General features: G+C 33.9%; 19 protein-coding genes and 1 pseudogene. 9 read left to right on the forward strand and 11 right to left on the reverse strand.

What is annotated here, in order from left to right:
- The first annotated feature begins 381 nt into the window (after positions 1-381).
- The gene (locus HRU49_RS06135) at positions 382-1440 is read left to right on the forward strand and encodes a histidine kinase (RefSeq protein ID WP_296355222.1); all 1059 of its coding nucleotides are present in this window, start codon (positions 382-384) and stop codon (positions 1438-1440) included.
- Complete coding sequence (locus tag HRU49_RS06140) at positions 1437-2165, forward strand: LytTR family DNA-binding domain-containing protein (protein WP_296355224.1); 729 nt, start codon at positions 1437-1439, stop codon at positions 2163-2165. Before HRU49_RS06135 ends, HRU49_RS06140 begins: the two co-directional genes overlap by 4 nt.
- Here HRU49_RS06140 and HRU49_RS06145 read toward each other — a convergent pair.
- The gene (locus HRU49_RS06145; RefSeq protein WP_296355227.1) at positions 2162-8749 is read right to left on the reverse strand and encodes a carboxypeptidase-like regulatory domain-containing protein; all 6588 of its coding nucleotides are present in this window, start codon (positions 8747-8749) and stop codon (positions 2162-2164) included. The genes HRU49_RS06140 and HRU49_RS06145 overlap by 4 nt on opposite strands.
- 151 nt (positions 8750-8900) lie before the next feature.
- On the opposite strand from HRU49_RS06145, the gene HRU49_RS06150 reads away from it, so the two are divergent.
- Together HRU49_RS06150 and HRU49_RS06155 are read left to right on the forward strand one after the other, a co-directional pair.
- Positions 8901-9854, forward strand: a complete 954-nt coding sequence (locus HRU49_RS06150; protein WP_296355229.1) for a tetratricopeptide repeat protein — start codon at positions 8901-8903, stop codon at positions 9852-9854.
- Positions 9855-10899: 1045 nt separating this feature from the next.
- Entirely contained in the window at positions 10900-12252 is a 1353-nt protein-coding gene (locus HRU49_RS06155; RefSeq protein ID WP_296355231.1) for a Mur ligase domain-containing protein, read from the forward strand.
- A gap of 66 nt (positions 12253-12318) precedes the next feature.
- On the opposite strand, the gene HRU49_RS06160 is transcribed toward HRU49_RS06155, so the two are convergent.
- The 7 genes and pseudogenes from HRU49_RS06160 to HRU49_RS06185 all read right to left on the reverse strand — a co-directional run bounded on the left by HRU49_RS06160 (position 12319) and on the right by HRU49_RS06185 (position 17559).
- Positions 12319-12711 (reverse strand): N-acetylmuramoyl-L-alanine amidase, encoded by a 393-nt coding sequence (locus HRU49_RS06160; protein WP_296355234.1) that lies wholly within the window; start codon positions 12709-12711, stop codon positions 12319-12321.
- 71 nt (positions 12712-12782) lie between these two features.
- The gene (locus HRU49_RS06165; protein WP_296355236.1) at positions 12783-12959 is read right to left on the reverse strand and encodes a VOC family protein; all 177 of its coding nucleotides are present in this window, start codon (positions 12957-12959) and stop codon (positions 12783-12785) included.
- 256 nt (positions 12960-13215) lie between these two features.
- A pseudogene (locus HRU49_RS14685) lies at positions 13216-13392 on the reverse strand (helix-turn-helix domain-containing protein); the annotation flags it as partial.
- 257 nt (positions 13393-13649) lie between these two features.
- Complete coding sequence (locus HRU49_RS06170) at positions 13650-15494, reverse strand: cystathionine beta-synthase (RefSeq protein WP_296355239.1); 1845 nt, start codon at positions 15492-15494, stop codon at positions 13650-13652.
- 90 nt (positions 15495-15584) lie between these two features.
- Positions 15585-16532, reverse strand: coding sequence for an alpha/beta hydrolase (locus tag HRU49_RS06175; RefSeq protein ID WP_296355241.1), 948 nt, complete (start codon positions 16530-16532; stop codon positions 15585-15587).
- Positions 16533-16551: 19 nt separating this feature from the next.
- Positions 16552-17142: an FMN-binding negative transcriptional regulator gene (locus HRU49_RS06180; protein WP_296355242.1), complete on the reverse strand. Its 591-nt coding sequence runs from the start codon at positions 17140-17142 to the stop codon at positions 16552-16554.
- Positions 17143-17301: 159 nt separating this feature from the next.
- The gene (locus tag HRU49_RS06185; protein WP_296355243.1) at positions 17302-17559 is read right to left on the reverse strand and encodes a hypothetical protein; all 258 of its coding nucleotides are present in this window, start codon (positions 17557-17559) and stop codon (positions 17302-17304) included.
- Positions 17560-17640: 81 nt separating this feature from the next.
- Here HRU49_RS06185 and radC point away from each other — a divergent pair, with 81 nt between their 5' ends.
- The 4 genes from radC to HRU49_RS06205 are packed head-to-tail and all read left to right on the forward strand — an operon-like array spanning position 17641 to position 21214.
- A complete protein-coding gene (gene radC, locus HRU49_RS06190; RefSeq protein ID WP_296355245.1) occupies positions 17641-18339 on the forward strand; it encodes a DNA repair protein RadC in 699 nt (232 codons plus the stop codon).
- Entirely contained in the window at positions 18339-19631 is a 1293-nt protein-coding gene (locus HRU49_RS06195; RefSeq protein ID WP_296355247.1) for a polysaccharide deacetylase family protein, read from the forward strand. Before radC ends, HRU49_RS06195 begins: the two co-directional genes overlap by 1 nt.
- Positions 19631-20317 carry a YjjG family noncanonical pyrimidine nucleotidase gene (locus HRU49_RS06200; protein WP_296355249.1) on the forward strand — a complete coding sequence of 229 codons (687 nt, stop codon included), beginning with the start codon at positions 19631-19633 and terminating at the stop codon, positions 20315-20317. Before HRU49_RS06195 ends, HRU49_RS06200 begins: the two co-directional genes overlap by 1 nt.
- 6 nt (positions 20318-20323) lie before the next feature.
- Positions 20324-21214, forward strand: a complete 891-nt coding sequence (locus HRU49_RS06205) for a hypothetical protein (RefSeq protein WP_296355251.1) — start codon at positions 20324-20326, stop codon at positions 21212-21214.
- 10 nt (positions 21215-21224) lie between these two features.
- Here HRU49_RS06205 and HRU49_RS06210 read toward each other — a convergent pair whose 3' ends face one another.
- A complete protein-coding gene (locus HRU49_RS06210) occupies positions 21225-22502 on the reverse strand; it encodes a replication-associated recombination protein A (RefSeq protein WP_296355253.1) in 1278 nt (425 codons plus the stop codon).
- A gap of 107 nt (positions 22503-22609) precedes the next feature.
- On the opposite strand from HRU49_RS06210, the gene HRU49_RS06215 reads away from it, so the two are divergent.
- Complete coding sequence (locus HRU49_RS06215; protein WP_296355255.1) at positions 22610-23368, forward strand: rhomboid family intramembrane serine protease; 759 nt, start codon at positions 22610-22612, stop codon at positions 23366-23368.
- Here the strand turns inward: HRU49_RS06215 and rlmB are convergent.
- Together rlmB and HRU49_RS06225 are read right to left on the reverse strand one after the other, a co-directional pair.
- On the reverse strand, positions 23365-24099 hold the full coding sequence (rlmB, locus tag HRU49_RS06220; protein WP_296355258.1) for a 23S rRNA (guanosine(2251)-2'-O)-methyltransferase RlmB: 735 nt from the start codon (positions 24097-24099) through the stop codon (positions 23365-23367). The two genes, HRU49_RS06215 and rlmB, sit on opposite strands and share 4 nt — an antisense overlap.
- 33 nt (positions 24100-24132) lie before the next feature.
- Positions 24133-24864, reverse strand: a 732-nt coding sequence (locus tag HRU49_RS06225; RefSeq protein WP_296355260.1) for a T9SS type A sorting domain-containing protein, incomplete at its 5' end; no start/stop codon positions are given.

Genomic DNA, 24864 nt, shown 5'->3' on the forward strand with positions numbered 1-24864 from the left:
AAGCGCTGGTTGTAGTTTTTTATATAGATTTTATGAATGAACAAGAGCAAGCAAAAATCATATGCTCAAACTTTTTTGATACGTAGTAGATCAAAACTGCAAACCTAGATGGCACGTTGCAAAAATATGGAGTCTATATTATACATTTGTAGTTATTGAAATTAATTCCGTATGCGATAATTTATTTTGAATCATACACTACAGGTATTATTGCCTAAGTAATTTATAGAGACTAGATTGGCAGACTCGCTGGTTTGTCTTAGAATATGACAAAAAGAAGAGCGAGATGTATTGGAAATAACAATGCTGTACAAATTAAGATTTCATAAGCATTAATTATCATCTATCTTGCGAATAATTCATTACACACTAAACTAAATAATGAAACTTTTAGGTAGTTATAAATATTGGATATTAAACTTTATAGGATGGATTTTATTTGCTCTATTAATGCTTACTATAGATAAAATTACTTACGGAAGAAATGTGTCCAATGTTTATATGAATTACGTCATAGCTGAGGGAGTTTTGTGCGGCTTTTTGGGTTTTATTTTATCATTTGTCATCTTGTTTTTTGTAGAGAAATATTTTGATATTGGTAATTATTCTAAAACCGATATATATAAGCTTGTTGGTGTAGTAATACTGACACAAATTATTTATCATATTTTACTTTGGCCTTTATTAAATGTTCCAATGAATTATTACTTCCAGAGAAGTAACAGTTTAACTTTAATTCAAAAACTATCCAATGTACCCCATTTTTTGGCTTATTATTTAGTTTGGTTATTTGTTATTTTAACTTTGAAATTTGTTCATCATATTAACACAATTAAAGTAAACCAGTTAAAATTGGAAGCCAATTTAAAAGATGCACAACTTAATACACTTAAAGGGCAGATTAATCCGCATTTTATGTTTAATAGTTTAAATAACATAAGGGGATTGATGTTAGAAGACGTTAATAAAGCGAGAAATATGTTAACTAGTTTATCAGAAACCTTAAGATATTCTCTCACAAAGAATGGGATTAATTCTATTTCTTTAGAGGATGAATTAGAAATGGTTGAAAACTATATAGAGGTTTCAAAAATTCAATTTGAGGATCGCTTAGATTTTGAAACTCAAATAGATGAAAAGTCAATAGACAAGCAGATTCCACCTATGATTATTCAGATATTAATTGAAAATGCAATTAAACATGGTATTTCTACCCTTAAACGAGGAGGTAAAGTGAAACTAACAACTCTGATAGAGGCTGATCAATTGTATATTGAGGTTGCAAATACTGGACATATACGACATGCTGAAAATTCTACGTATTTAGGATTAGAAAATATAAAACAACGTCTTAAGTTATTATACGGAACTAATGCCTTATTTACTTTAAATGAAATTGGGGATAAGGTGGTTGCCACTATTAAAATTCCTTTAGGATGATAAAATTAAAAGCTGCTATAATAGAAGATTCGCGTTTAGCTCGTAATGAGTTAAAAGAGCTTTTAAAAGCCTATAAAGAGATTGAACTTATTGGTGAAGCAGAGAATGTAGATGATGGTTTTAATCTCATAAATAAAGAGAAACCTGATTTACTTTTCTTAGATATTAATATGCCAGAAAAAGATGGATTTGAGCTTTTAGAAATGTTAGATGAGGTGCCAATAACTATTTTCACTACAGCTTTTGATGAGTACGCTATTAAATCATTTGAATACAATGCATTCGATTATTTGTTAAAACCAATCAACCAAAAGCGTTTTTCTAGGTCTATTGATAGGATTCTTGAAAAAGAGAATACCATGCCCAGAACTAGAACACAAGATAGAGGAATGAGTTTAGATAAACAGATTTTTATTAAAGATGGTGAAAAATGTTGGTTGGTTAAAATAAAGAATATTTCATTTTTTGAAATAGTAGGTAATTATACTCGAGTATATTTTGAAGCTAATAAGCCTTTGATTTATAAGTCTTTAGTTCAGATTGAAGAGAAGTTGCCTTCTGATGTGTTTTTTAGAGCTAATCGACAACAAATCATCAATATTAATCATGTGAAAAAGGTGGTTTCTTGGTTTAATGGAAAATTAAAAATAGAAATGAATTCTGGAGAAGAAATAGAAATCTCCAGAAGACAATCCTATGTATTCAAAGAGCAGTTAAGTTTTTAGTTAACCGAGATTCTCATCCCTTCACTATGGCTACTATATTCTGGAGCATACATAGACTGAATGGTACTAATGCCGTTACTCATATTTCCAGAATTATTGACACGTAAATCATATTCAAACACATAAACACCTTTTGGCAAATAGTCGATAAAGAAGTTTGTAGCTGCATCCTTAGTGCTTTCATAGTATCCTAATCCATCTTGCCATTTATATTGCGAGAGTACATTTATAGGTTCAAACCCAGCAGCACGCATATCTTTAAGATGAACAAATTCCATGGAACGATCAGTTCGTAACTCAATTCGTACGCGTACTAAATCACCAACATTAAGTTTGGTCTCTAATGTTATTTCTGAGATTTCTTCACCCTTATCTGTATTGGATTTTAAAAAGAGTTTTTTGCTTAATTTCAGTGGAGTTTCAGCCGTTGTAATTTTATCTAAGTCTTCAAAGTATTGCCAGTATAAAGCTCCCCAAGCAATGCCATCGCCTTTTTTAGTGAGTTGTACTTCTGCTTGTTCAGGTTTAATGTCGGAACCTGTCCATGAGGTTTTGTAATATCCAGTGCCTGCTTCGTGTTTAACATCCTCTAATTTCTTAGGTCCTATATCAGTATTTCCAACTTTAACAGCTACCATCTCTGAAACATCTAGCCAAGAACTGCCTTGCAACAATAAGGCATAAACAGCTTCTGTTGTTGCTTTGGTAGTTTTCCATTGATTGGTCTGCTTATTTTTTAGCAACCATATTTTAAGGTTATCGATGTCTGTTAGATTGTTTGCATCGTTTTGGATGACATTTCCAACTTCAGAAAAGGCTTCAATCAAAAGGGCTTGGGTTTCAATTGGTGCTTGGTACCAATACCATGAATTTGTATTCGATTTCCAATACATGCCTAATTCATCAGACGAGATACTATTCTCTTTGAGAGATCTTAATATTTTTGCAGCAGTGCTATCATCATTCATTCTGTGCATGGTTAAACTCATAAGACCTTTAGCGTAGAGTGATCGCTTTAACCAGTATTTTTTAATCTGACTTTTATAATACTCCATGGTTTGTTCAACTTCCTTTGAAGCTTTGATTTCAGGATAAAAGCTCCTAACATACAAGTAATGCAATTGCATGTAAGACAAGTGATCCTTGCTAAGATCTACATCACTATTGTATTTTTTAAGATCGTAATACTCTTCAATAAACTTATCATCTAAATATTGAAATGCATTTTGAATCATAGCCATCTCCTTTGTATTTGGTGACACATTTAATTGTTTTAAATGTCCAAAACCACCAATAATGTGTTGGGTGATGTAACGGTTGGCATAGCCACCATTAAACCAAGGCCAAGCACCAGAAGGCAATTGGTTTTGTTTAAGTTTCCTCAAGGCTGAATTTAGTTCAGTATTCATTTTATTGAGATCAAAAAGTAAACCAATACGCTTCTTTTGTTCGGTTTCTGACTGTGCATCGCGTAACCAAGGAGTTTCCTGAATTAATAATGATTTTAATTCTTGATTTTTCTCAAGATTTGAAATCAATGCCTCCTGTGTTTTCCATTGATTAAATACAGCTTCAATCTTAGGATTGGATTTTACAATATGTTGCGCTAAGGTATTAGAGTAATACCTAGCGAAGGTCTGTTCGTTACAATCGTAAGGATATTCCATTAGGTATGGTAAGGCTTGCACAGCATACCAGGCTGGATTAGAGGTCATTTCTAAGGTTAACCTATGGTTGGTTAAACTCGTAGACTTATTGTTTTTGAGTTTGTCTAGCGTAAAGGTTTTTGATTCGTTAGAGCGGATCCACAGCGGCATCGTTTCAGTAACTAACATGCGATTAGATAATACAGGTAAGGCATTTTGCTCACCATCACTGAATTCACCTGACTTTGCTATTACTTTGTATTCTACAGCTTGAATTCCCTCTGGAATATCAAGACTCCATGATACTTGGGTATTGCCATTAGCATCTATATTAAAGCTCAATTGATTATTGCTGTTATTTAAGTCAGTATCTAATGATTGGCCTGAAATGGCATCAGTTAACAATAGTTGTGCTATACCAGAAAGTTCCTTATCGGTAAGATTGGCAATCTTTGTACTGATAGTAATTTGGTCACCTTCTCTTAAAAAACGAGGTGCATTTGGGATGACCATTAATTCTTTTTGAGTAACGGCTTCCAATTGCGTGACTGCACTTTCTAGGGTTTTGGTATGGGCTAATAATTGTAATTTCCATCGTGTTAAAGCCTCTGGTGCAGTGAAATTAAAACTCACTTGACCGTTTTTATTCGTTTGTAAATGCGGAAAGAAAAACGCAGTTTCGTTGAGGTTTTTACGAACGGGAATATTTTGTAATGAGCCACCAGTTTCAATAAGTAGGACACCATTTTTACCTCTTTCACCATAAATGGCAACAGCTTCTGCGTCTTTTAATAGGGTCAGTTTAGTGATGGTATTTTCATCGATGGATGAGATATCACCTTCAAAGATTTCACCATTGACGACATATAAAGGATTTCTATTTCCATTTACAGAACCAAATCCTCTTATGCGTATTTGTGAAGTACTACTTGGTTGACCAGATCCATCTATAACCGTAACTCCAGCAGCTTCTCCTTCAAGCGCTTCAGATACATCTGCAAAACTTTGAGTTTCTAAATCTCCTCTACTCACTGTTTTAGCAGAACCGGTAAATGCTTTTTTAGTAGTTGTTCCATAGCCAACGACCACCACCTCATCAAGAGCATCATATTCTGGGACCAAATTTATCTTATAAGTGTTGTCTTCAGATATAGAAATATCAAGTGGTTTCATGCCAATATAGCTAACCGATATGATATCTCCTTTTTTTGCTTCTAATTCAAAATTCCCGTCAAAATCAGTTTGAGTTCCCGTGCTTTTGCCTTTAATTATGATACTAACACCAGGTAGCGGTAGCCTGTCTTCTTCATCAATTACGGTTCCCTTAATAATTCCAGCTTTTGAGTTAGGTTGCTGAGAAGAGCTAAAATATGATGGTGTATTTATAAATCTACTTCTTAAGTATTGTCTTCGCATGTAATAATGAGAACCGTCGAAGCTAAACCCAAACCAATTTAATTGATCATAGGATTGCGGACTTATATTTGATATACGTTTAAAATAATTGAACTGTCTAAAATTGGTATTACCAAAACTATATCTAGAGTTCTTATTTATTCTGCCATAATAACTAGGCCTTTGTATAGGGTTAAAGGACCAATTATGTGCCTTAAATTCATCTAAAGAAGCATCATACATGCTGGCTAATAGTTCGGCAGTAACCTTATCACTTTGAGGTCCTTTAATTTTAAAACTCCAAGTTTCCTCTTGTCCTGGTTGTAATTTATCTCTAAACGTAGACGTTTCAATCTCTAAATCTGTTTTAGGATAAGGCACATTAACCCTAAAACTTTGAGGTAAATAGGAGTTAAATGCGGCTAAGCTTGTGTGTACTTGAAAACCACCAACATCTCCCTCCAACACAGGAATAGAAACCGTTGCTTTAGAATTATTAAGCTTAACTAATTGTCTATTGAAAATAATACCATCTTTTTCAACTTCAACAGTTATGGCGATGTCTTTTGCTGCTGATCCTAAAGTGAGTTTTGCTAAATCACCTGGTTGATAACTGGCTTTATTTAGGGTCGCCGTAAACAATTGTTGGTCTGCTACAGTTTTGTCTGCATCACTATAAATACTTGTATAAACTTCATCCTTTACATCTTGACCAAACTTGTCCTGACTTTCAGCAATGATAATGTACTTTCCTGAGGTCCATTTTTTTAACTTTTTAAGGCTAATGGTTGTTGCATTATCAGTATCGAAATTAATGCTAAACACCTTCTTGCCTTTTGTCCATTCCCTTAAAAGGTGTTCGTTATGGTATGACTCGTGAGGAAACATACGTTTAAATTCTTCCTTAGGAATAACTTGATAATCAGGGGCATTCCAAGGTCTCGGTCTAAGGACATAAGCAGGTGCATCGAGTTTATATACACTTAATGTTCCACTGGCTGGAATAACTTCGCCATTGAGATTTTTAGAGACTATTTCAATATCAATTTCCTTTTTGGATTTATCAATAGACTGTGGCGCAATTATATTTAGGGTCATGGCATGGTAACCAACACTTACCCTTGTTCTTGCTGTGCGTGTTTCGCCATTTATATCGGTAATATCAGCGGTAACTTCGTAATTAAAAATTGGCAATTGATCTTTTGAAACAGATGCATCTGGAATGGCTTTAAAGGTAATTTCAAATTCTCCTTTAGCGTTTGTTTTTCCTTCTCCAAAAGTGATTTCCTGAGCTTCTGAACTATAATAGCCAGGACGTCTCCAATACCACCAACTTGGGTACTGCACTTGTCGCTTTACTCTGTAGACTACCTTGGCGTTTGTAATATTGCTACCAGCAAAGGCGATAGCTGTGCCCTTAACCGTAATACTATCATTAACTTTAAATGTTTCTGTTACTGGTTTAAATTCTGGTTTAAATTTTGGGCGTTTATATTCTTCGACTGAAAAGTAGGTGTAGCCTGAATTTTTGCAGGACATCTCAATACTAAAGTTTCCCGTTAAACCATCATTTGGTAAAATAAATTCGCCACTTACTGATCCAAAGTCATTAGTTTTTAGTTCCAAAGTATTCAGTACCTCGCCATTAACATTTCGCAATTCTATTTTAGCGTTTTCGTTTGCTAATACTTCAGTATTCCCATTTCTAGTTTCTGTTGCTATGCCTTTAAAATATACCGTTTGGCCTGGTCTGTATATGCCACGATCTGTGAAAAGATAGACATTGTTCTGTAGGGTGTTTTTGTTGGTTCGATCGTATTTTCTGCCAATATTAGCGTCTCCAAAAAAAGCAACATCATCCTTAAAATCAGCACGTATTTCAACTGATCTGTAGAAGTTTCTATCCTTATTAAATTGAAACATCCCAAAGGCATCAGTAGAATGCATTTTGTTATAATACTTATTTCGGTTATTTCTGTAATTCAAACTAATAACAGCACCTTCAATTGGTGTTCCATTTGTTCTATCAATGAGCTGATATTGAATAAAATCATTTTGTATGGTCTCAATTAAAGCCAAGTTTGTCACTTGAATGTGGGTGCTAACAAAGACATTGTCTTCGGAATTTGTCTCAGCTTTTATGAGATATAAACCGTTTGCTAAAGCTGGTATTATAACTTCTGTACTGTGGTCTTGGTAATCTCCTTCTGTTTTTAAATTACTGGTAAACGATTTTACAGGATCTAGGTTTTTAAAAAACCTGACCTGATCACCACTATTGTAACTTTTGTTATAAGTTTCCAATTGATTTCTATCAATCTTGTAAATGTTGAAGTTTAGTTGGTCAAGATTTCTGTAATTCACTAAAATTCTTGATGCCCAATTAATAGGAATATGTTCTTCGGCTTGCAGCCTTAGATTTGGTTGTTCGATTTGGTCCTTTAAAACTTGGCACTGCTTGGCAGCATCACTATCTGGGTAATTAGTAATAATACTTGTGCAAAGCTCCAAGGCTTCTTTAAGTTTCCAGCGATTAGAATCTTTAGTTTCAACTCTATCTGAATTATTGTTGTATTGTTGACCCCGTTGAAAGTAGACACGCGCTAATTCATACTCATATAAAGCAGAAACAGAGTTGCTTTTAATCTCTTTAATTTTTGATTTTAGAGTTTGTTCTAAGACTTGTGATTTATCTGTATATGTGGCATTTTCAGTCACATATTTCAAACGTTCAATGTCTGCCATGACAAAGGCCTCAGATCCCCAGTTTTTTTTGTGAAATTTGATAAGGTTCTGATATATTTTAAGGGCTTGGAGTTGCAATGACAAAGAGTCTTTTGAGGTTAAATCTAAATCAATAAATTGATCGCTATTGCTAGCAAATGAAGCATCTTCAATCTTAAATTGATAAGAAGGTTGGGTAATGCTATTTTCAGTTGTTTTATAAAACTGAAGCGCATTATGACATAGTAAATCGTATAAGGATGGTCTAAACCGCTTAGAGTCTTTAGCTTCATTAAGCAGCATAGAGTAGGTTTCTAATTTTTCTAATTGAAGTATTACTCTATTTTGCAAGGATCTTTGATAGTACTTGTGTATTTCGTAAAAGAGCGTTTCTAGATCCCAGGTTCTAAAATCATCACCTAGTTTCTCTGAAGCTTTCGTTCTGTTATAAAACTGATAACGATTTTGCTGAAAATACTGCCAATACATTGTTGCAAGCATATTCTCTAATAAATGTTTGGTAACAATACTATTGGTCTCTTTAATTTTTGATTTAAAATTGTTTACAATGTTGAGTTGTGCCTCTTCTTCAAGAATAAGCATGTATTTACTTGAGAATAGAAGTGCTTTTATTTGTTGTTGCTGGTTATTAGTTTTAATCGCATTATTATAAATGGTATCCACTAACTTTGAAGCACTTTTTGTAAGACCATCGCGTTCCAGTTTTTCAACTTTTGTCCAGTTATCTTCAAAACTGTGTTGAGCAAAAGAAAAAGTAGCAAAGCAAATTAGCATCGTTAAGGATATATAATGTTTCATCAAAATTTAAATTTTCACAAAAATACCTTCAAAAGGCATTCCAAAAAAAGAGGAAAAGCGTGAATATGCCTTTTCAATGAGTCAAGTTAAGCAATTTGTAAGGGAATACTATTCTTATTAAATTGTATTTTTACTGAAAGTCTTAGGCGTTATGAGTAAGTTTTTGTGGGTATTTTTTATGTCGTCTTTTTGCTTTGCTCAATCAGCAAAGGCAAAGGCGAAGGCTTATATAGCAGAAAAATCGTATGTAAAAGCGCAGCAGGAAATGACTTCGTTTCTTACAGAAAATTCCGAGGATAACGAGGCTATTGAGCTTCTTGGGGATGCCTATGGACATCAAGAAAAGTGGGATCAAGCCATTGCGCAGTACGAAAAACTTAAGGATAAAGAACCTAATAATGCAGATTACCAATATAAGTATGGAGGTGCATTAGGCATGAAAGCTTTAAGCATTAGTAAGTTAAAAGCACTGGGTATCATAGGTGATGTAAAGCGTGCCTTTTTAAAGGCAGCAGAATTAGATCCTAATCATATCGATGCACGTTGGGCTTTAGTAGAATTGTATGTGTCGTTACCTGGAATTGTTGGTGGGAGTAATTCTAAAGCCTTAAAGTATGCTAATGAATTGCAAAAATTATCTAAAGTTGATGGTTATTTAGCAAAGGGTTATGTCTATGAGCACGATGATGAACCAGAGCTGGCAGAAAAGCATTATAAACTAGCTATTAAGGTTGGTGGATCGGTAACGTGTTACGAAAAACTAACTAATTTTTACCAGACACATAATAAAGCCGACGAGGCTATAGACAACATCCAGAAAGCACATGAGAAACACCAACGTAATGCGATGTATTATCAAATTGGAAAAGTATGTGCGGATTATAACATCCAATTAGATAAGGGTGAAAAGTGTTTAAAAGCCTATTTAATTAACTATTCTTCTAAGGATGGTGTGCCAAAAGCATGGGCTTATTACCGTTTGGCACAGATCTATAAACACAAAAAAGATAAGGAAGAGGCTCTGAAATGGATCGATAAGGCAATTACTAGTCTCCCTAAAATCAAGGTTTTCAAGGAAGAGAAAGACAATATCTCTATGCTGTAAGCAATCATTGATAAATTTTATTTACACTTATTATATAAAATATTAATAATCTAAATATTTGTTAAATGCGCAAAAGTCATAGTGTTACTATTAATTAGGCGTTCAAATATTTTAGATGTGATAAATTTACTCGCTAATTTAAAGATTTTGGTGCCCTACAAAATCCATATTAAGAATCCTTAGTGTTCAGAGTTTTAAAAGCGTATTATTGAACCTAGTTTATTATTGATTGATGAGATTAGGTTCGACAGTTTTACCACTAAGAAACTAGGTGTTCAGATCGGGGCTGTTGACAGTTCTGTCTATCGTTATTTTGAAAGCAAACATAAATTACTATAATATCTTACATCTTCGTATTGGACTTGGATAGAATATCAGATGGTTTTTACTATCCATAATGTTTTGGGATTGCACAGATCAGTCGAATAAAGCAATTGAAGTTGTAACAAGAGCCATAAAGCAAGATAAAACTTTGATTCATATTATTGAGGTAGTTTTAAAGTCGTGTTGTTATTAATGAATATTTAAGATCGTATTTAACGAAAGAAGTTCATAGTGAAAACAAAAAAGAATACTTTTTTATTACCGAGTTTCCTGAGATTGCACGCACGTTTAACACTGGAGAGTATAAAGGAGGATTGCATGTTAGTTTTCTACCATTATTGCCTAAAGCGCATGATGATTTGCCTTTATAAAAATTGAAATAGTAGAATACTGAATTTGAAATTGATGCGGCTCATGCTCATCTACAGAATGAAATAAATACTTTGATTTAAGAGTTAGATTCTTATGTCACCCAAAATGAATTGGTAGAGCAAATGGTAACAAATTATTTAGGAATGTTACAACCAGAATAGCGAAGGTTTGTTTTGGGTGAGTGTTCTTTATTCTCAGTGAATCCCCATGAGTCAAAACTTATTGAAGGGCAATTAAAAGCTATTGAAGTACAGTATAAATTCTACAGTGCTAAGGCGAAGCTTTTTAATAGTTTGGCAGCAAATCCTGAATTATAAATAGTATTTTTACAGCGCTTATTAAAGATACTATGAACGTACATTTTATAGCTATTGGTGGTGCAGCGATGCACAATTTAGCCATTGCACTTCACAATAAAGGATATCGCGTTACTGGAAGTGATGACGAGATTTTTGACCCTTCAAAGTCGCGATTAGAATCAAAAGGTTTACTTCCTGAAAGCTATGGTTGGTTTCCTGAAAAAATCACTTCAGATTTAGAAGCAATTGTTCTTGGGATGCATGCCAAAGCTGATAATCCAGAATTGTTAAAAGCGCAGGCGTTAGGTCTGAAAATCTATAGCTATCCAGAATTTTTATACGAGCAAGCTAAAGACAAAACACGTGTTGTTATTGGTGGAAGCCATGGAAAAACCACTATTACCTCTATGATACTTCACGTAATGCATTATCATGACAGAGATGTAGACTATATGGTGGGAGCACAGTTGGAAGGCTTTGATGTCATGGTGAAATTAACGACGGATAATGACTTTATAGTTTTAGAGGGTGACGAGTATTTAAGTTCACCAATCGATAGACGACCAAAATTCCACTTATATAAACCTAATATTGCTTTATTGAGTGGTATTGCATGGGATCACATTAATGTGTTTCCGACCTATGAAAATTATGTAGAACAGTTTCGCATTTTTGTGGATTCTATTATTAGAGGTGGAAGCATCAATTACAATGAAGAAGATGCGGAAGTCAAGCGTGTTGTAGAGGCCTCTGAAAATCAAATTAGAAAGTTAGCGTATCGTACACCAGAATATACAGTAGAAGTTGGTGAAACACTTTTAGAAACTCCAGAAGGACCAATGCCAATTGAGGTATTTGGGGCTCATAATCTTAATAATTTAGCTGGCGCTAAATGGATTTGCCAACACATGGGTATTGATGAAGACGACTTCTATGAAGCCATCTCAACTTTTAAAGGTGCAAGCAAGCGTTTAGAGAAAATTGCTGAAACTTCTAAAAGTGTAGCCTATAAAGATTTTGCACATTCACCAAGCAAGGTAGCAGCAACCACCAAAGCAGTAAAAGAACAGTATAGCGATAGAACTTTAGTGGCTTGCTTAGAATTACATACCTATAGTAGTCTCAATGCTAAGTTCTTAAAGGAATATAAGGGAGCATTGGATGCTGCAGATGTGGCTGTTGTTTTTTATTCACCACATGCGGTTCAAATTAAAAAGCTAGAAGAGGTTACCCACGAGCAGATAGCCATTGCATTTGAACGTGACGATTTAATAATCTACACTAATCCAGCCGATTTTAAAGACTTTTTATTCTCACAAAACTTTGATAATAAATCCTTACTCTTAATGAGCTCTGGTAATTATGGTGGTTTGGATTTTGATGAGGTTAAAAAGTTACTTTAAGTCTCAATATCAACGACTTTCAAAATCTGCTAAAAGCCCTATATGAATCCAATTCGCCAGAGCTTCTCAATTATCGTAATTTATAATGCGCTTTGGGTCTTTGCTATTTCTTATGTTGCCGAGTTCTATATACACCATCGGTGGATAGGTATTCCTTACCAAGTATAAACCACTTGTAGAGGTTACTGTGCCAGAATAAATTCGATTAGGCTGATGCTCTGCGTACTTTTTTGTAAATGTTTGATGAATATGGTTGGCTAGGCGTTTCCCATTAGCACTGTTTTTATGATGGTAAAAGAAGATATCAATATTTTTTCCAACACGTCGGCTATCCACATGGTTTACAATAAGCCTTTGATAAGCCCCTGTGTGTCTTGCGCAGAGTTGATTAACCGCTTTTGTAGGTTGTTGGAGACGTAATTTTTGACTTCTTGGAATAGTGTTGTTAGGGTAGCACACTTCTTAATAATCTACTTCTAAAATCTGCCTTTGTTTTCTCGACCTTTTGTTTTAACTCATAATTCTAAGATTTAAAGGTTTGTGACAATCTCGATATTATTACCCCAAGTATTATCAAATACGGTATATTTCATCGTACCAAAAATAGAAGGCTTAATACTAAATTCTACTCCTAAGTTTTGTAGTCGCTCGTATTCGTCATCAACACTATCTACATCAAATTGCGTCCAAGGCATGCCAGTGTCCATCAAAGCATCTTGGAAAACTTTACACGGTTCAAAATGAAGTGGTGCTGGTTATAGGAGCAATTCTGGACCATCTTGGGCATCTTTTGATACTAAGGTAATCCATCGATTTCCTCCATCGAGTGGTACGTCTTTCTTTTTAATGAATCCGAGTTTTTCGGTGTGAAATTTTAAGGTCTATTCCTGATCTATGACAGGAATACTGATAACGGTGACTCTCATTTTTTATATTGATATTTAGTTGATTCAAAGTTGAAGATTAGGATTTAGATGTGCTTCTCGAAAGTTGCTCTTTTTGAAATTGACTCGGTGATTTTCCGATTCGAGATTTAAAAAGTGAACTAAATAATCCCAAACTTTCAAATCCAACTGCAAAGCAGATTTCAGGGACAGACAAATTATTCTTAAGATGCTCTTTAGATTTTTCAATCCGTTTGTCAAAAAGATATTATCTCGGTGTTAAACCTTTGTAACGTTTAAATATGCCAACAAGTGATTTTTAGAAATAAATCTGTTATGTGATAAAAAGTCTAGATTTAAATTAAACTCGAAATCGTTATCAATGTAGTTTTTGATACCGATAACAGATTTAATCTGTTTTTCATTAGAGTAATGACTTTTCTTTAAGGCGTTTATTTTTTGCTAGTAGTACGACACTTAGCTAATTGCACCGAAAATTTTGAAAACAGCAAACTAGATGTTGTCAACAAAGTCTTGAAACACAGCTTTGTGTTTATTTAAATCCAAATTTGGGGACACTGCAACACGTGCTATGTAATCTTTATCGCCTTCTTTAGTAGTACCTTGCGTCGAGGTTGCTGGAATGGTCCAATAACAACCTTTTAATTGCCCATAACTTACGCAGTATTTACTTTCATCAGGTATTTTAGTAATCATAAGGTTAATCAACTTATGATTTAAATCACGTTTATACCTTTCCTTTTCCTCTGGAGTATTCCCTTTGGTTGGTAGATCTAAAGAGAAAACTGAAGGAGTAAATCCCTGTTGCGCTAGGTGTTTAGAAACAAAATTAATTTTTGCGTCAGGTAGTGTTTCTTCAATAAAATTTACAAAATCTCTTGTGTTCTGATACGCATTAGAAATACGTTGAAGCATTGATGGTATTTGATTTGCTAGAATTTGATATTGTAAATCTGTTGCTTCATTATCGCAGAGGGTAAGGTGAGTTTCAATCTTGGATATCAAATGCTTGGCAACGTTGTTTGTCAGACAATAACCTGCAGTGCATTTACCACCACTCGGAAACTTAGATCCACTAACATATGCTATGGTTTGAATTGAAGCCAGTAAGCTATCATCACTCAAAAATTGAAGGTTTGGACAAAATGTTTGATCTAAAATGAATACAGGTGCAACAGCTACATTTCCATGCGAACTGCTTCGTCTTTTTGTTAATACAGTTTTTAAAGCTTCCATATCTGGAACTTCTACTCTTGGGTTGGTAGGTATTTCAGCAATAATATAAGGAATAGCATCCTCTGTTGCTATGGTACTTAAAACAACGTCAAGACTCGTTACCATATCATTATCTCCATCCACTTGTAGATCGACTACTTCAACACTATTTAGCGCAGCAGCTAGGCGTCTGGCTTGATCATTTGTACCACCATAACAATTGGTTGGTACTATAAATTTTATGGGTTTACCATTATGTTTTTCTAATGCATGGTCTACCAATCCCATCATAATAGCATACTGAATAGATAAACCACTGGAACCAACTAATACTTTCGAATTTATGTTATTAATCGCATTAATGGTATTGAGAACTTGGCCTTTAGTATCAACGAGATTATAATCCTTGCAATTAAGATTCGATTGCGAAGCTATTGCTTGTAACGCTGTAACACAATTAGCTGGAGTCATGGCAATCGATTCCCTTCGTCTTACATGCTGAATTTTAGAAATGTAATCGGTATTTTTATCACCATCAACTACAATAACACTTCCTAATTTATCATAAAGATAAATCGTGAAATCTATATTATTATTTTTAATTAATTCATCCGTTTGATTCTCATCTACAACTAAAATCGTGCTACCCTCGAATTCAGAAATTAGATTAATATCCTCAATTTGAATTAAGTCGAAGTCATATCCATAGACATGCTTTATCGTTTCTGGATTAAATCCTTTTGGGGTAGTGCCTGAAAAAAGAATACGCGTTTTTTTACGGATTAATAAATTGCTCCTCAAAACGGCTAGAATTGGCATAGTTTGAGAAGAAAAACTGATCACTTGTTCTGGGTGATTTCCATTGAGCTTGGCAATTGTCCATTCCAAGATGCAAGATAGAGGATGTCCTAATCGAATATAATCATAAGCTGTTGGTAGATCTTGAAGTGTAGAGGAAGTTGCATTATTGGTCTTAAACAACAGGTCGAACTGCTCTAAAAATTGAGTTTTTGCTAATGGCTCGTTATAGATATCTAAACGGTGTGTCGTAAGATTAAGCCAATCCGAAGGTAAACCATCTAATAATTTATTAAGGTAAAAAAGGACCTTGTTTTTTTGCATTTTTAAGTCTTTAAAAAGAGTTCCTAAAGATACGTTAGTTCCAATAGTTTCGAATGGTATAAATTATTTTTTATTAGTGTTTTCTTTGAGTCATTCTAAAAAATTAAGAACATAATCCAAACTCTTATGTGGACTTTCTTCCATAGGTACATGACCAACATTTTTTAAAATATTTAATGTGCTATTATTAAGATCTTTATCGAACCGATTAGCCATTTCAACAGGTGTTAACATATCTTCTTCACCCCAAAGTATAAGTACAGGTTGTGTAATGGTTTTAATTTTTTCGTGTTGGTTAGGGTCGGGTTTAATTGCTAGTTTATCTACAAAGGCTTGTCTGTTACCTTTTCTTAAAGTGAGTTCAAAATAGCGGTTAACAAGTTCTGTGGTCACTTTGCTCTTATCTGCATAAACGTTTTCTACACTCTTTTTAGCTATAAAGCGTGGTGTAATGTATGTAAACGCTTTATTAATTATGGGTGTTTGAGCGAGTTTAAAAGCTATAGGAATATCTTTAGATTTATTAGGGTATCCTGACGCATCAATAAGAATCAATTTTTTTACTTTCGATGGGAATTTAGCAGTAAAAAGCCAAGCAATATTACCTCCTAGTGAATTTCCTGCTAGAATACACTTTTTAATTTTTAATGTATCTAAAAACGATTTTATGAAGTTGACATAATTATTTTTTGAATAATTTCTGTTTGGAAAAGGACCTGTTAGTCCATAACCTGGTAAATCCATTCTAACAACGCGTTTGGTTTTACTCAATTTAGAAGACCAATTGTCGAAGGTATGAAGACTAGATCCTGTGCCATGAATTAAAATTATTGGGATAGAGTCGTTTCTTAAACCCTCATCACAATAATGAACATTCATATTATTAATTGAAGTAAATATTGATGAATTGTTGGTGTATTTTGTTTTTAATTCTTCTAAAGGAATGTCTTTTTGTCCAAAAAGTAAAATAAATATTACTGAAAGAGAACCTATAATAAGTACTAGTTTTTTTATGATTTTAAGAGTAATTTGTCTCATGCTTTAGGTTAATACAAAATCAAAATACCTTATCTAAAAAATCAGCAATACTTACTTGATTAGCGCGTATAAGTTCTTTTCTTGCAGCCATCATATCACTGGTCTTTTTGTCTTGTGAGAGTTTCAATTTACCTTCCCATTCAGTGATGTTTACTTCAAACATTTCGATATACTCTAAGTTAGCATCCAAGCGTGGGTTGTCTGGTTCTAATACATAATCGTGATTAGGGGCTTCGAGAAATTCAGTCATTGCTATGAGTGATTGTTTCAATGCGGCCTTACTTTTAATAACTTCAACGGTTCCCCTTAAATGCACTTTGATAAAGTTCCACGTAGGAAGTTGCGTCGTGGAGTATACCGTTGGTGAAATGTAACATTGCGGCCCTTGGAATATTATAGTAACAAGATTTCCATCCTTAAGTAAATCTTTTTGTGGGTTAAATATATCGATATGTCCAATGAGTTTTCCATCATCATATACCAAAGGTAGATGGCTTACTAGGGGAAGATTATCCTTAACAGAAATAACTGTAGCCAATGGATAGGATTTTATAACTTCAATTAAATGACCTTTATTGTTGTCTTGATGATGTTTTGGTGGATATTTCATAGGCTAAACCTCAAATTTTTTAAAATGATAATCTAAATGGTTGTACTCCATTTGTCTCCATTGCTGCCATGTGAGATTCGCAAATGAAGGCTCAGGGGCCCATTCTGTTTTTGTACGCGTTTGATATGCTTCATTAATTGAGGCCTGTAATTCATTTTTCTATTGACTTAAATCTTTAGTGTTTTTTACTTTCAAAAATTTAGCTGTTGGAAGTCCTTTTTTCAAAGGTTTATCATTGTAGAGATATTTTTTAAATAAAAGTTTAAACAACCCATTAGGGTTTGTACGGTAAGCGTTTTTGCCGAGTAGGATAATAAGTGAACTTTGACAATGCCAAGCCATTTGACCTATATTCATTTTCTCCCGCTCTGCAGAAGCATTTTTGTCTAGTTTCGAGAGTTGATCTTTAAATTTCATTTAAGCACTTTTCTCAAAAATTGATTCCATAATTATGGATTTAAATAGAAACTTAAAATTACAATTTTTTATCTTTAAAGCATGTTCGAAAAACAATCGTCATTTTCAATTAAGAACTGGTCCCGAGATGATCAACCCAGAGAAAAATTAAGAGACAAAGGAAAGACTACTCTAAGTGATGCTGAGTTAGTCGCTATTCTTATTGGATCCGGTAGTCGAGATGAAAGCGCTGTGGATTTATGTAAGCGTATTTTAGCAAGTGTCGATTATAATCTTAATGCTCTAGGAAAACTCTCAATCAAGCATTTAATGGAGTTTAAAGGTATAGGAGAAGCTAAGGCTATAACTATTGCGGCTGCATTAGAACTGGGACGTCGTCGGCGATTAGAAGACGCTCTTCATCAAGATAAAATTTCGTCAAGCCGTTCTGTTTTTGATATTATGCAACCAGTTTTGGGTGAGTTACCGCATGAAGAATTCTGGATTCTGTATTTAAATAATTCAAATAAGGTTATTCGAAAAAATCAATTAAGCAAAGGTGGAATAACAGGAACATTAGTTGATGTTAGATTAGTTTTAAAGAATGCATTAGAGGTTGGTGCAACAGCTTTGATATTATGTCATAATCATCCATCAGGAACTTTAAAACCAAGTGAGGCAGACAAAGCTGTTACCACTAAACTTAAGACTGCTGCAAAAAGTTTGGATATAAAAGTTTTAGATCATCTAATTATAACTGAAAAAGCATACTTTAGTTTTGCAGATGAAGAATTGATATAATGCTACTAGTTTATTCACATAAAATAACTCCACGTCTTAAATATACATTTAAGCATTTATGTAGGCGGATTCTTAGATTAGAGATCAAGTTTACCTCTAAGATCGAAGACTTTATTGCTCATGACAGTCTTAAAATGTCCTACACGAGACAACCTTTAAGCAATGAGTTGTTTGTAAGAAGTAATGAGTTGTTATTTGAACAGGGCTTGTCAGACTTGGATATTAATGTGCAAACTTGGGATAATACTAAGGGTTTTTTTGCAGCTGGGGAGCGTAGTGATTTACCGTATGATATTTTTGCTGCATCCTTTTATCTTTTAAGCCGTTATGAAGAATATTTGCCGCATGTAAAAGATGATTATGGGCGCTTTATGGCAAAAGAAAGTTTGGCTTACAAGAATCGGTTTTTAAATCAGCCAGTTATTGATATTTGGGCATACAAATTACAAGCAGTTTTAAAAGAGCGATTTCCTGATTTTAAGTTTTCGGATCGAAAATATAGACTACAGCCAATTATTGATGTCCCAATGGCATACTATTTTAGAAAAAAAGGTTTGCTGCGAACCATAGGGGGCACTTTTACAGATATAGGACGATTTAGATTTAGGCAGTTATACCAGCGTTACCTGGTACTTATGGGCTTTAAACGTGATCCTTACGATACTTTTAAATGGATTATTGCCAAACAGAAACAATGTAATTTTAAGTTTACAGTTTTGTTTTTAATTGGCGATTATTCGACTTATGACAAAAGTATCAGTACCAATAAAAAAGAATTTGTATCACTGATAAAGTCTGTGGCAGATTATTGCTATGTTGGGATTAAAGCCTCTTTTTTTGCTTTAGAGGATATCTCCATTTTAAAGAAAGAAAAATTGAAAATGGAAGCCATTATTAATAGTGATTTACATGCTGTGAGACACTCGTTTTCTAAGCTTAACCTAGCGCAATCCTATCGAAACTTAATAGAACTTGAGATAAATCAAGACTTTACTATGGGTTATATAGATACGCTTGGATTTAGGGCTGGTACCTGTACACCTTTTCAATTTTATGATTTGGATAACGAAGTACAAACGCCCTTGCAGATTAATCCATACCATTGCCTAGATTATGCATTGCTTAAATATGCGTCACAATTAGATAAACAAGAACATTTACAAAAATTAATAGACGAAGTAAAGGCAGTAAATGGCACTTTTACACCTGTATTTCATAATTATACATTTAGTAATCAAGAACGATGGAAAGGGTTTAGATCACTCTTTAATATAATTTTAGAATCTTCATAATGAAACACACTATAAAACATGTATTCTTCGATTTGGATCATACCCTTTGGGACTTTGATAAAAACTCAGGATTAACTTTTGAAAAAATATTTAAATTAAACCATTTAGACATTCGGCTTGATGAATTTTTGGAAGTCTATGAGCCAATTAATTTTAAATATTGGAAACTGTATCGAGAAGAACGTGTTTCTAAATCAGATTTACGATATGGGAGATTAAAGGATGCATTTGATGCTATTAAGGTATCGGTAGAAGATAAAATGATTGACCATTTGTCAGTTGCATATATTGATCATTTAACCACATTTAATCACTTGTTTGAAGGGGCAATTGATATTTTGGAGTACCTTAAGGACAAATATAATTTACATATTATAACAAATGGTTTTGAAGAAGCTCAAGAACGCAAAATGAGCAATGCTAACATTAAGCATTATTTTGAAACTATTACAAACTCGGAGATGGTTGGTGTTAAAAAACCGAATCCTAAAATCTTTAACTTTGCCTTAAATACCGCCAATGCAAATCCTATGGAAAGTATGATGATAGGCGATAGTCTGGAGGCAGATATTGAAGGAGCACATAAAATTGGAATGAATACATTGCATTTTGATTATAAGGATTTGCAGCACGATCATAATTATAATCGCATTGTGAGCCTAAAAGAAATAATAGATTATCTTTAGTCGATTATGAAAAAAGTATTGGCACTAATAGTTCTAGCTTGTTCATTTGCCTTCAATTCAAATGCTCAGCAAAGTATTAACGATTATCAATATGTGGTTATTCCATTACAATATGAATTTCTGAAGGGTAAAGATACCTACCGTTTAAATACTTTGACTAGAGTACTCTTTCAGAAAGAAGGATTTAAAACGTTTTTTAATGAAGAGATCTTGCCAGATGATTTATTTAAGGATAGGTGTTTAGCTCTTTATGCAGATGTAAAAAAAGTAAAAGGTGGTTTTAGAAAAACCAAGCTGGAAATTGTTCTTAAAGATTGTAAGGGCGATGTTGTATTAAAAAGCGATGTTGGGCAATCTGGTGAAAATGTACATGAAAAACGACATAAGGAAGCATTAACTGATGCTTTCCAATCTATTAAAAAGCTTAACTATAGTTATAAAGCGCCTCAAAAAGAAGTTATGGCTGGTATTGAAGAGCCAATTGTGAGAGAAGAACCCACCAAGAATAGGGTTACACATGAAAATGAGGATGTTACCATTGAAGTAAACCAAGATGAGGTAAAGGTTGAGGCAGAAGAGAAAACGATTGAAAAACCTGAGTTAAATGTAGCGTCGGATACTATTGAAAACTCTAAACCAAAACTAGATCAGAAACAAAAGGATGTAATTGCCGATTCAAAAAAAGAGGAATTATTAACGGTTAAAACCATACCACTTGGGTTTGAAATATTGGATTCAAAGTCTAATATTATTATGATATTATTAAAAACTGGGGCGCCAGACGTTTATATTGTAAAAGGAAAAGATGCCATTGTTTTTAAAAGTGGCATAAAATGGATTTATTCTGAAAATGATGGTACAAACGAAACCCTAAAACAATTATCACTTCAATTTTAAGTTTAGGCATTTAGTAACCATATTTTTCTTTCCAACGTGCTTTTAGAAATTGACGTTGTGTGTTTTCTCGCGTATTATTTCCTGGATTATATAAAGTCGTATGTTTTATGGCTTCCGGCATAAATTCATGTTCAGCAAAATTATTATCGTAACTGTGTGCATATTTATAATTATCCCCATAGCCAAGTTCTTTCATTAGTTTGGTTGGCGCATTTCTTATGGATAGCGGAACTGATAAATCTCCGGTTTCTCTGACCAACTGTTGAGCCTTATTAATAGCTTCATATGCAGCGTTACTTTTTGGTGAACTTGCCAAATAGGTCGCACACTGGCTTAAAATAATTCGTGATTCTGGATTTCCAATTACTGAAACAGCCTGAAAGGTATTCATAGCTATTACCAAAGCGGTTGGGTTGGCATTACCAATATCTTCACTAGCTAAAATCACCAATCGACGCGCTATGAACCTTACATCCTCACCACCTTCTATCATACGGGCCAAATAGTAGACCGCAGCATTGGGATCACTACCCCGAATCGATTTTATAAAGGCTGATATGATGTCATAATGTTCCTCTCCAGTTTTATCATAACGAGCTGCTTTACTCTGAACTTGTTTAGTAACGAGATCATTGGTGATTACTATTTTATTGCTGTTAGCGGCGGTAACGAGAAGTTCAAAAATATTTAATAATTTACGTGCATCACCACCTGAAAAGCGCAATAAGGCCTCAGTCTGCTTTAATTCAATATCGAGTTTGGATATAACCTCATCCTTGGTAATAGCTCTTTGTAATAGGGCTTCGAGATCTTCTCTATTAAAGGCATTTAAAGTATAAACTTGGCATCTTGAAAGTAATGCAGAAATAACCTCGAAACTAGGATTTTCAGTTGTTGCGCCAATTAAGCTTATCCAGCCTTTTTCCACAGCTTCTAATAATGAGTCTTGCTGGGGTTTACTGAAGCGATGGATTTCATCAATAAAGAGAATTGGATTCTTGGCGGTAAATAACCCACCACATTTTTTAGCTTTATCAATAACCTCTCTTATGTCTTTTACTCCAGAATTAATAGCACTTAATTTAAAAAACGGACGTCCCGATTCATTAGCAATAATATTTGCTAAAGTTGTTTTACCAATGCCTGGAGGTCCCCAAAGGATGAGAGAAGGAATAACACCACTTTTAATCTGCTGATAAAGCATACCATCTTTACCAACAAGGTGTTGTTGGCTTATATAATCTTCCAGAGCTTTTGGTCGAAGTCTTTCAGCTAATGGGATATTCATAGTTTAAAATTACAATTAAATTTATAGAGAATTTATAACCGCAATGACAATATTTCATACAATTAAAGTTTGGTTGCAAATTTGAAGAAATTATATAAATTGTAGCAATGTCAGTACAGTCACAATTCAAATATACTAACAGTGTTATTGTTTATCCTTTATTATTGCTGTTTTTAATTTGGGCGGTATTTTGGTATCAGGTTAATGTGGATTATGGTATTAAATCCTTTGGTATAAGACCTCATAAAGCTGAAGGCCTTTTAGGAGTCTTTACGAGTCCATTTTTACATAGTAATATCGATCATCTTTATAACAATTCTATACCGCTTTTAGTGTTATCCCTTGCGCTATTTTATTTTTATAATAGAATTGCTTGGAAGGTTATTTTGTGCGGTATTTTATTATCTGGATTTTTAACATGGATTATCGGAGATTCTGGCAATCACATTGGCGCTAGTGGATTAATATATGTATTAGTAAGTTTTATTTTTTTTAAGGGTATTTTTGCCAAGCACTACAGATTAATTGCCTTGTCCTTATTGGTTATTTTTCTTTATGGCAGTATGATATGGTATGTTTTTCCTATTAAAGAGGGTATGTCTTGGGAAGGTCATTTAGGTGGGTTAATTACAGGCTTTCTCTTTGCTATTATTTTTAAAAGACAAGTGGCCAAACCAGAACGTTACACGTGGGAAGAGCCAGATTATAATGAAGATGACGATCCCTTTATGCGTCATTTTGATGACAATGGAAATTTTATTGAAATTTTACCTGAAGACCAAGAGCTTGACAAGGATGCTTCAAATACTCAATTGGCTCCACCAGAGGTCAATTATATTTTTAAAGAGAAAAATAAAGAAGATTAAATACGTTGTCTAACAGCTTCATAAAGAAATGCACCACAAGCAACAGATACATTTAGAGATTCAATAGCACCTAAAATAGGAAGCTTAGCTCGTTTGTCAACAACTTTTAGTACCGAAGGATTTATACCTTTTCCTTCAGAGCCCATGACTATAGCGCAAGGCTCTTTAAAAGACATATCGTAGATATAGTCATCCGCTTTTTCTGTAGCTGCAATAACCTTAATACCTGAAGATTGCATGTGAAACACAGCATCTTTAATATGATCTACCTTGCAAACAGGGATTTTAAATATAGCACCAGCACTCGTTTTAATAGTATCTCCATTTATGGGTGCTCCTCCCTTTTTTTGAATGATGATACCAGAAACTCCAGTACATTCTGCCGTTCGGACAATAGCGCCAAAATTTCTCACATCACTCAATTGATCTAATAATAAGAACAAAGGTGTTTTACCAGATTCGATGGCGCTTAATACCAAATCATCAATATTATGAAATTCAATAGGAGAGATATTAGCTACTGCTCCCTGATGATTACCTTTAACTAAACGGTTGAGTTTTTCTACAGGAACATAAGATGAATTAATTCCTTCCTGTCTTAATAGAAATTCCATTTCTTTGAAAAGCTCACCACTTATACCTTTTTGAACAAATACTTTATCAATGGATTCTCCTGATTTAATAGCTTCAATTATCGCTCGGATTCCAAAAATTGTGGTTACTTTCTCCATTATGAGGTGTCTTAATAGTCTAATACTGTCAGACTAATATTTAATTACTTTTTTACTTGTTGTTTGAGCATCTGAGTACATCCTTAAAAAGTAAACTCCATCGGCATTGTTAGAAAGGTCAATAGTTTTTGATAAAGTCTCACCAATTTTACGTCCCATTATATTATAGATTTCTACCTTGTCAACACTACTTGTTGTACTTATTTTAATAATGTCTTTCGTTGGATTAGGATAAAGACTCATGATAGAATTTTCAAATTCAGAAACACTAAGATTGTTACAAGGTGTTAGATCTGGATTTCCTTCAAGTGGAAGCCCAGGCGTTAAGTCTCGGCCAGTAAAAGCTGGATAATCAAAAGCATATTTCGTAGCTCTAAACGAAAAATTATTTGGCGGTAATGGGTCGCCTTGCTCATATACAGTACCGTCAGCATTGTTTATTGGTGATACATATTCCCAGACGATGTTGTTGCTATTGTTAATATCAATTTCAAAAAAACGACCTTCACAACCTTCGCAAATTAAAATATTACCATTTTGTAATTGTCTAGCACTGCTTACAATAGAAGAAAAGAAATCAGAATCTACCGTCGGTGGTGTTTCGGGAAATGTAAAAAAGGTAGAGATTGGTCCATATGCTGTGTTAGGAACATAGGTGTAATTATCATTCATATCTACCGGAGGCTCAATAATATCTACCTGAGAATATTGTGGCGTTCTACCAAATCCGTTGTTAAACACCATTAATTTTCGAGCATTTGGTAA

Source organism: Winogradskyella sp., assembly GCF_013213975.1.
GTDB lineage: Bacteria > Bacteroidota > Bacteroidia > Flavobacteriales > Flavobacteriaceae > Winogradskyella.

Coding starts and splice junctions, on each gene's coding strand:
- HRU49_RS06135 (WP_296355222.1), top strand. CDS start 382: ATGAAACTTTTAGGTAGTTATAAATATTGGATATTAAACTTTATAGGA.
- HRU49_RS06140 (WP_296355224.1), top strand. CDS start 1,437: ATGATAAAATTAAAAGCTGCTATAATAGAAGATTCGCGTTTAGCTCGT.
- HRU49_RS06145 (WP_296355227.1), bottom strand. CDS start 8,749: ATGAAACATTATATATCCTTAACGATGCTAATTTGCTTTGCTACTTTT.
- HRU49_RS06150 (WP_296355229.1), top strand. CDS start 8,901: ATGAGTAAGTTTTTGTGGGTATTTTTTATGTCGTCTTTTTGCTTTGCT.
- HRU49_RS06155 (WP_296355231.1), top strand. CDS start 10,900: ATGAACGTACATTTTATAGCTATTGGTGGTGCAGCGATGCACAATTTA.
- HRU49_RS06165 (WP_296355236.1), bottom strand. CDS start 12,959: ATGGACACTGGCATGCCTTGGACGCAATTTGATGTAGATAGTGTTGAT.
- HRU49_RS06170 (WP_296355239.1), bottom strand. CDS start 15,494: ATGCAAAAAAACAAGGTCCTTTTTTACCTTAATAAATTATTAGATGGT.
- HRU49_RS06175 (WP_296355241.1), bottom strand. CDS start 16,532: ATGAGACAAATTACTCTTAAAATCATAAAAAAACTAGTACTTATTATA.
- HRU49_RS06180 (WP_296355242.1), bottom strand. CDS start 17,142: ATGAAATATCCACCAAAACATCATCAAGACAACAATAAAGGTCATTTA.
- HRU49_RS06185 (WP_296355243.1), bottom strand. CDS start 17,559: ATGAAATTTAAAGATCAACTCTCGAAACTAGACAAAAATGCTTCTGCA.
- radC (WP_296355245.1), top strand. CDS start 17,641: ATGTTCGAAAAACAATCGTCATTTTCAATTAAGAACTGGTCCCGAGAT.
- HRU49_RS06195 (WP_296355247.1), top strand. CDS start 18,339: ATGCTACTAGTTTATTCACATAAAATAACTCCACGTCTTAAATATACA.
- HRU49_RS06200 (WP_296355249.1), top strand. CDS start 19,631: ATGAAACACACTATAAAACATGTATTCTTCGATTTGGATCATACCCTT.
- HRU49_RS06205 (WP_296355251.1), top strand. CDS start 20,324: ATGAAAAAAGTATTGGCACTAATAGTTCTAGCTTGTTCATTTGCCTTC.
- HRU49_RS06210 (WP_296355253.1), bottom strand. CDS start 22,502: ATGAATATCCCATTAGCTGAAAGACTTCGACCAAAAGCTCTGGAAGAT.
- HRU49_RS06215 (WP_296355255.1), top strand. CDS start 22,610: ATGTCAGTACAGTCACAATTCAAATATACTAACAGTGTTATTGTTTAT.
- rlmB (WP_296355258.1), bottom strand. CDS start 24,099: ATGGAGAAAGTAACCACAATTTTTGGAATCCGAGCGATAATTGAAGCT.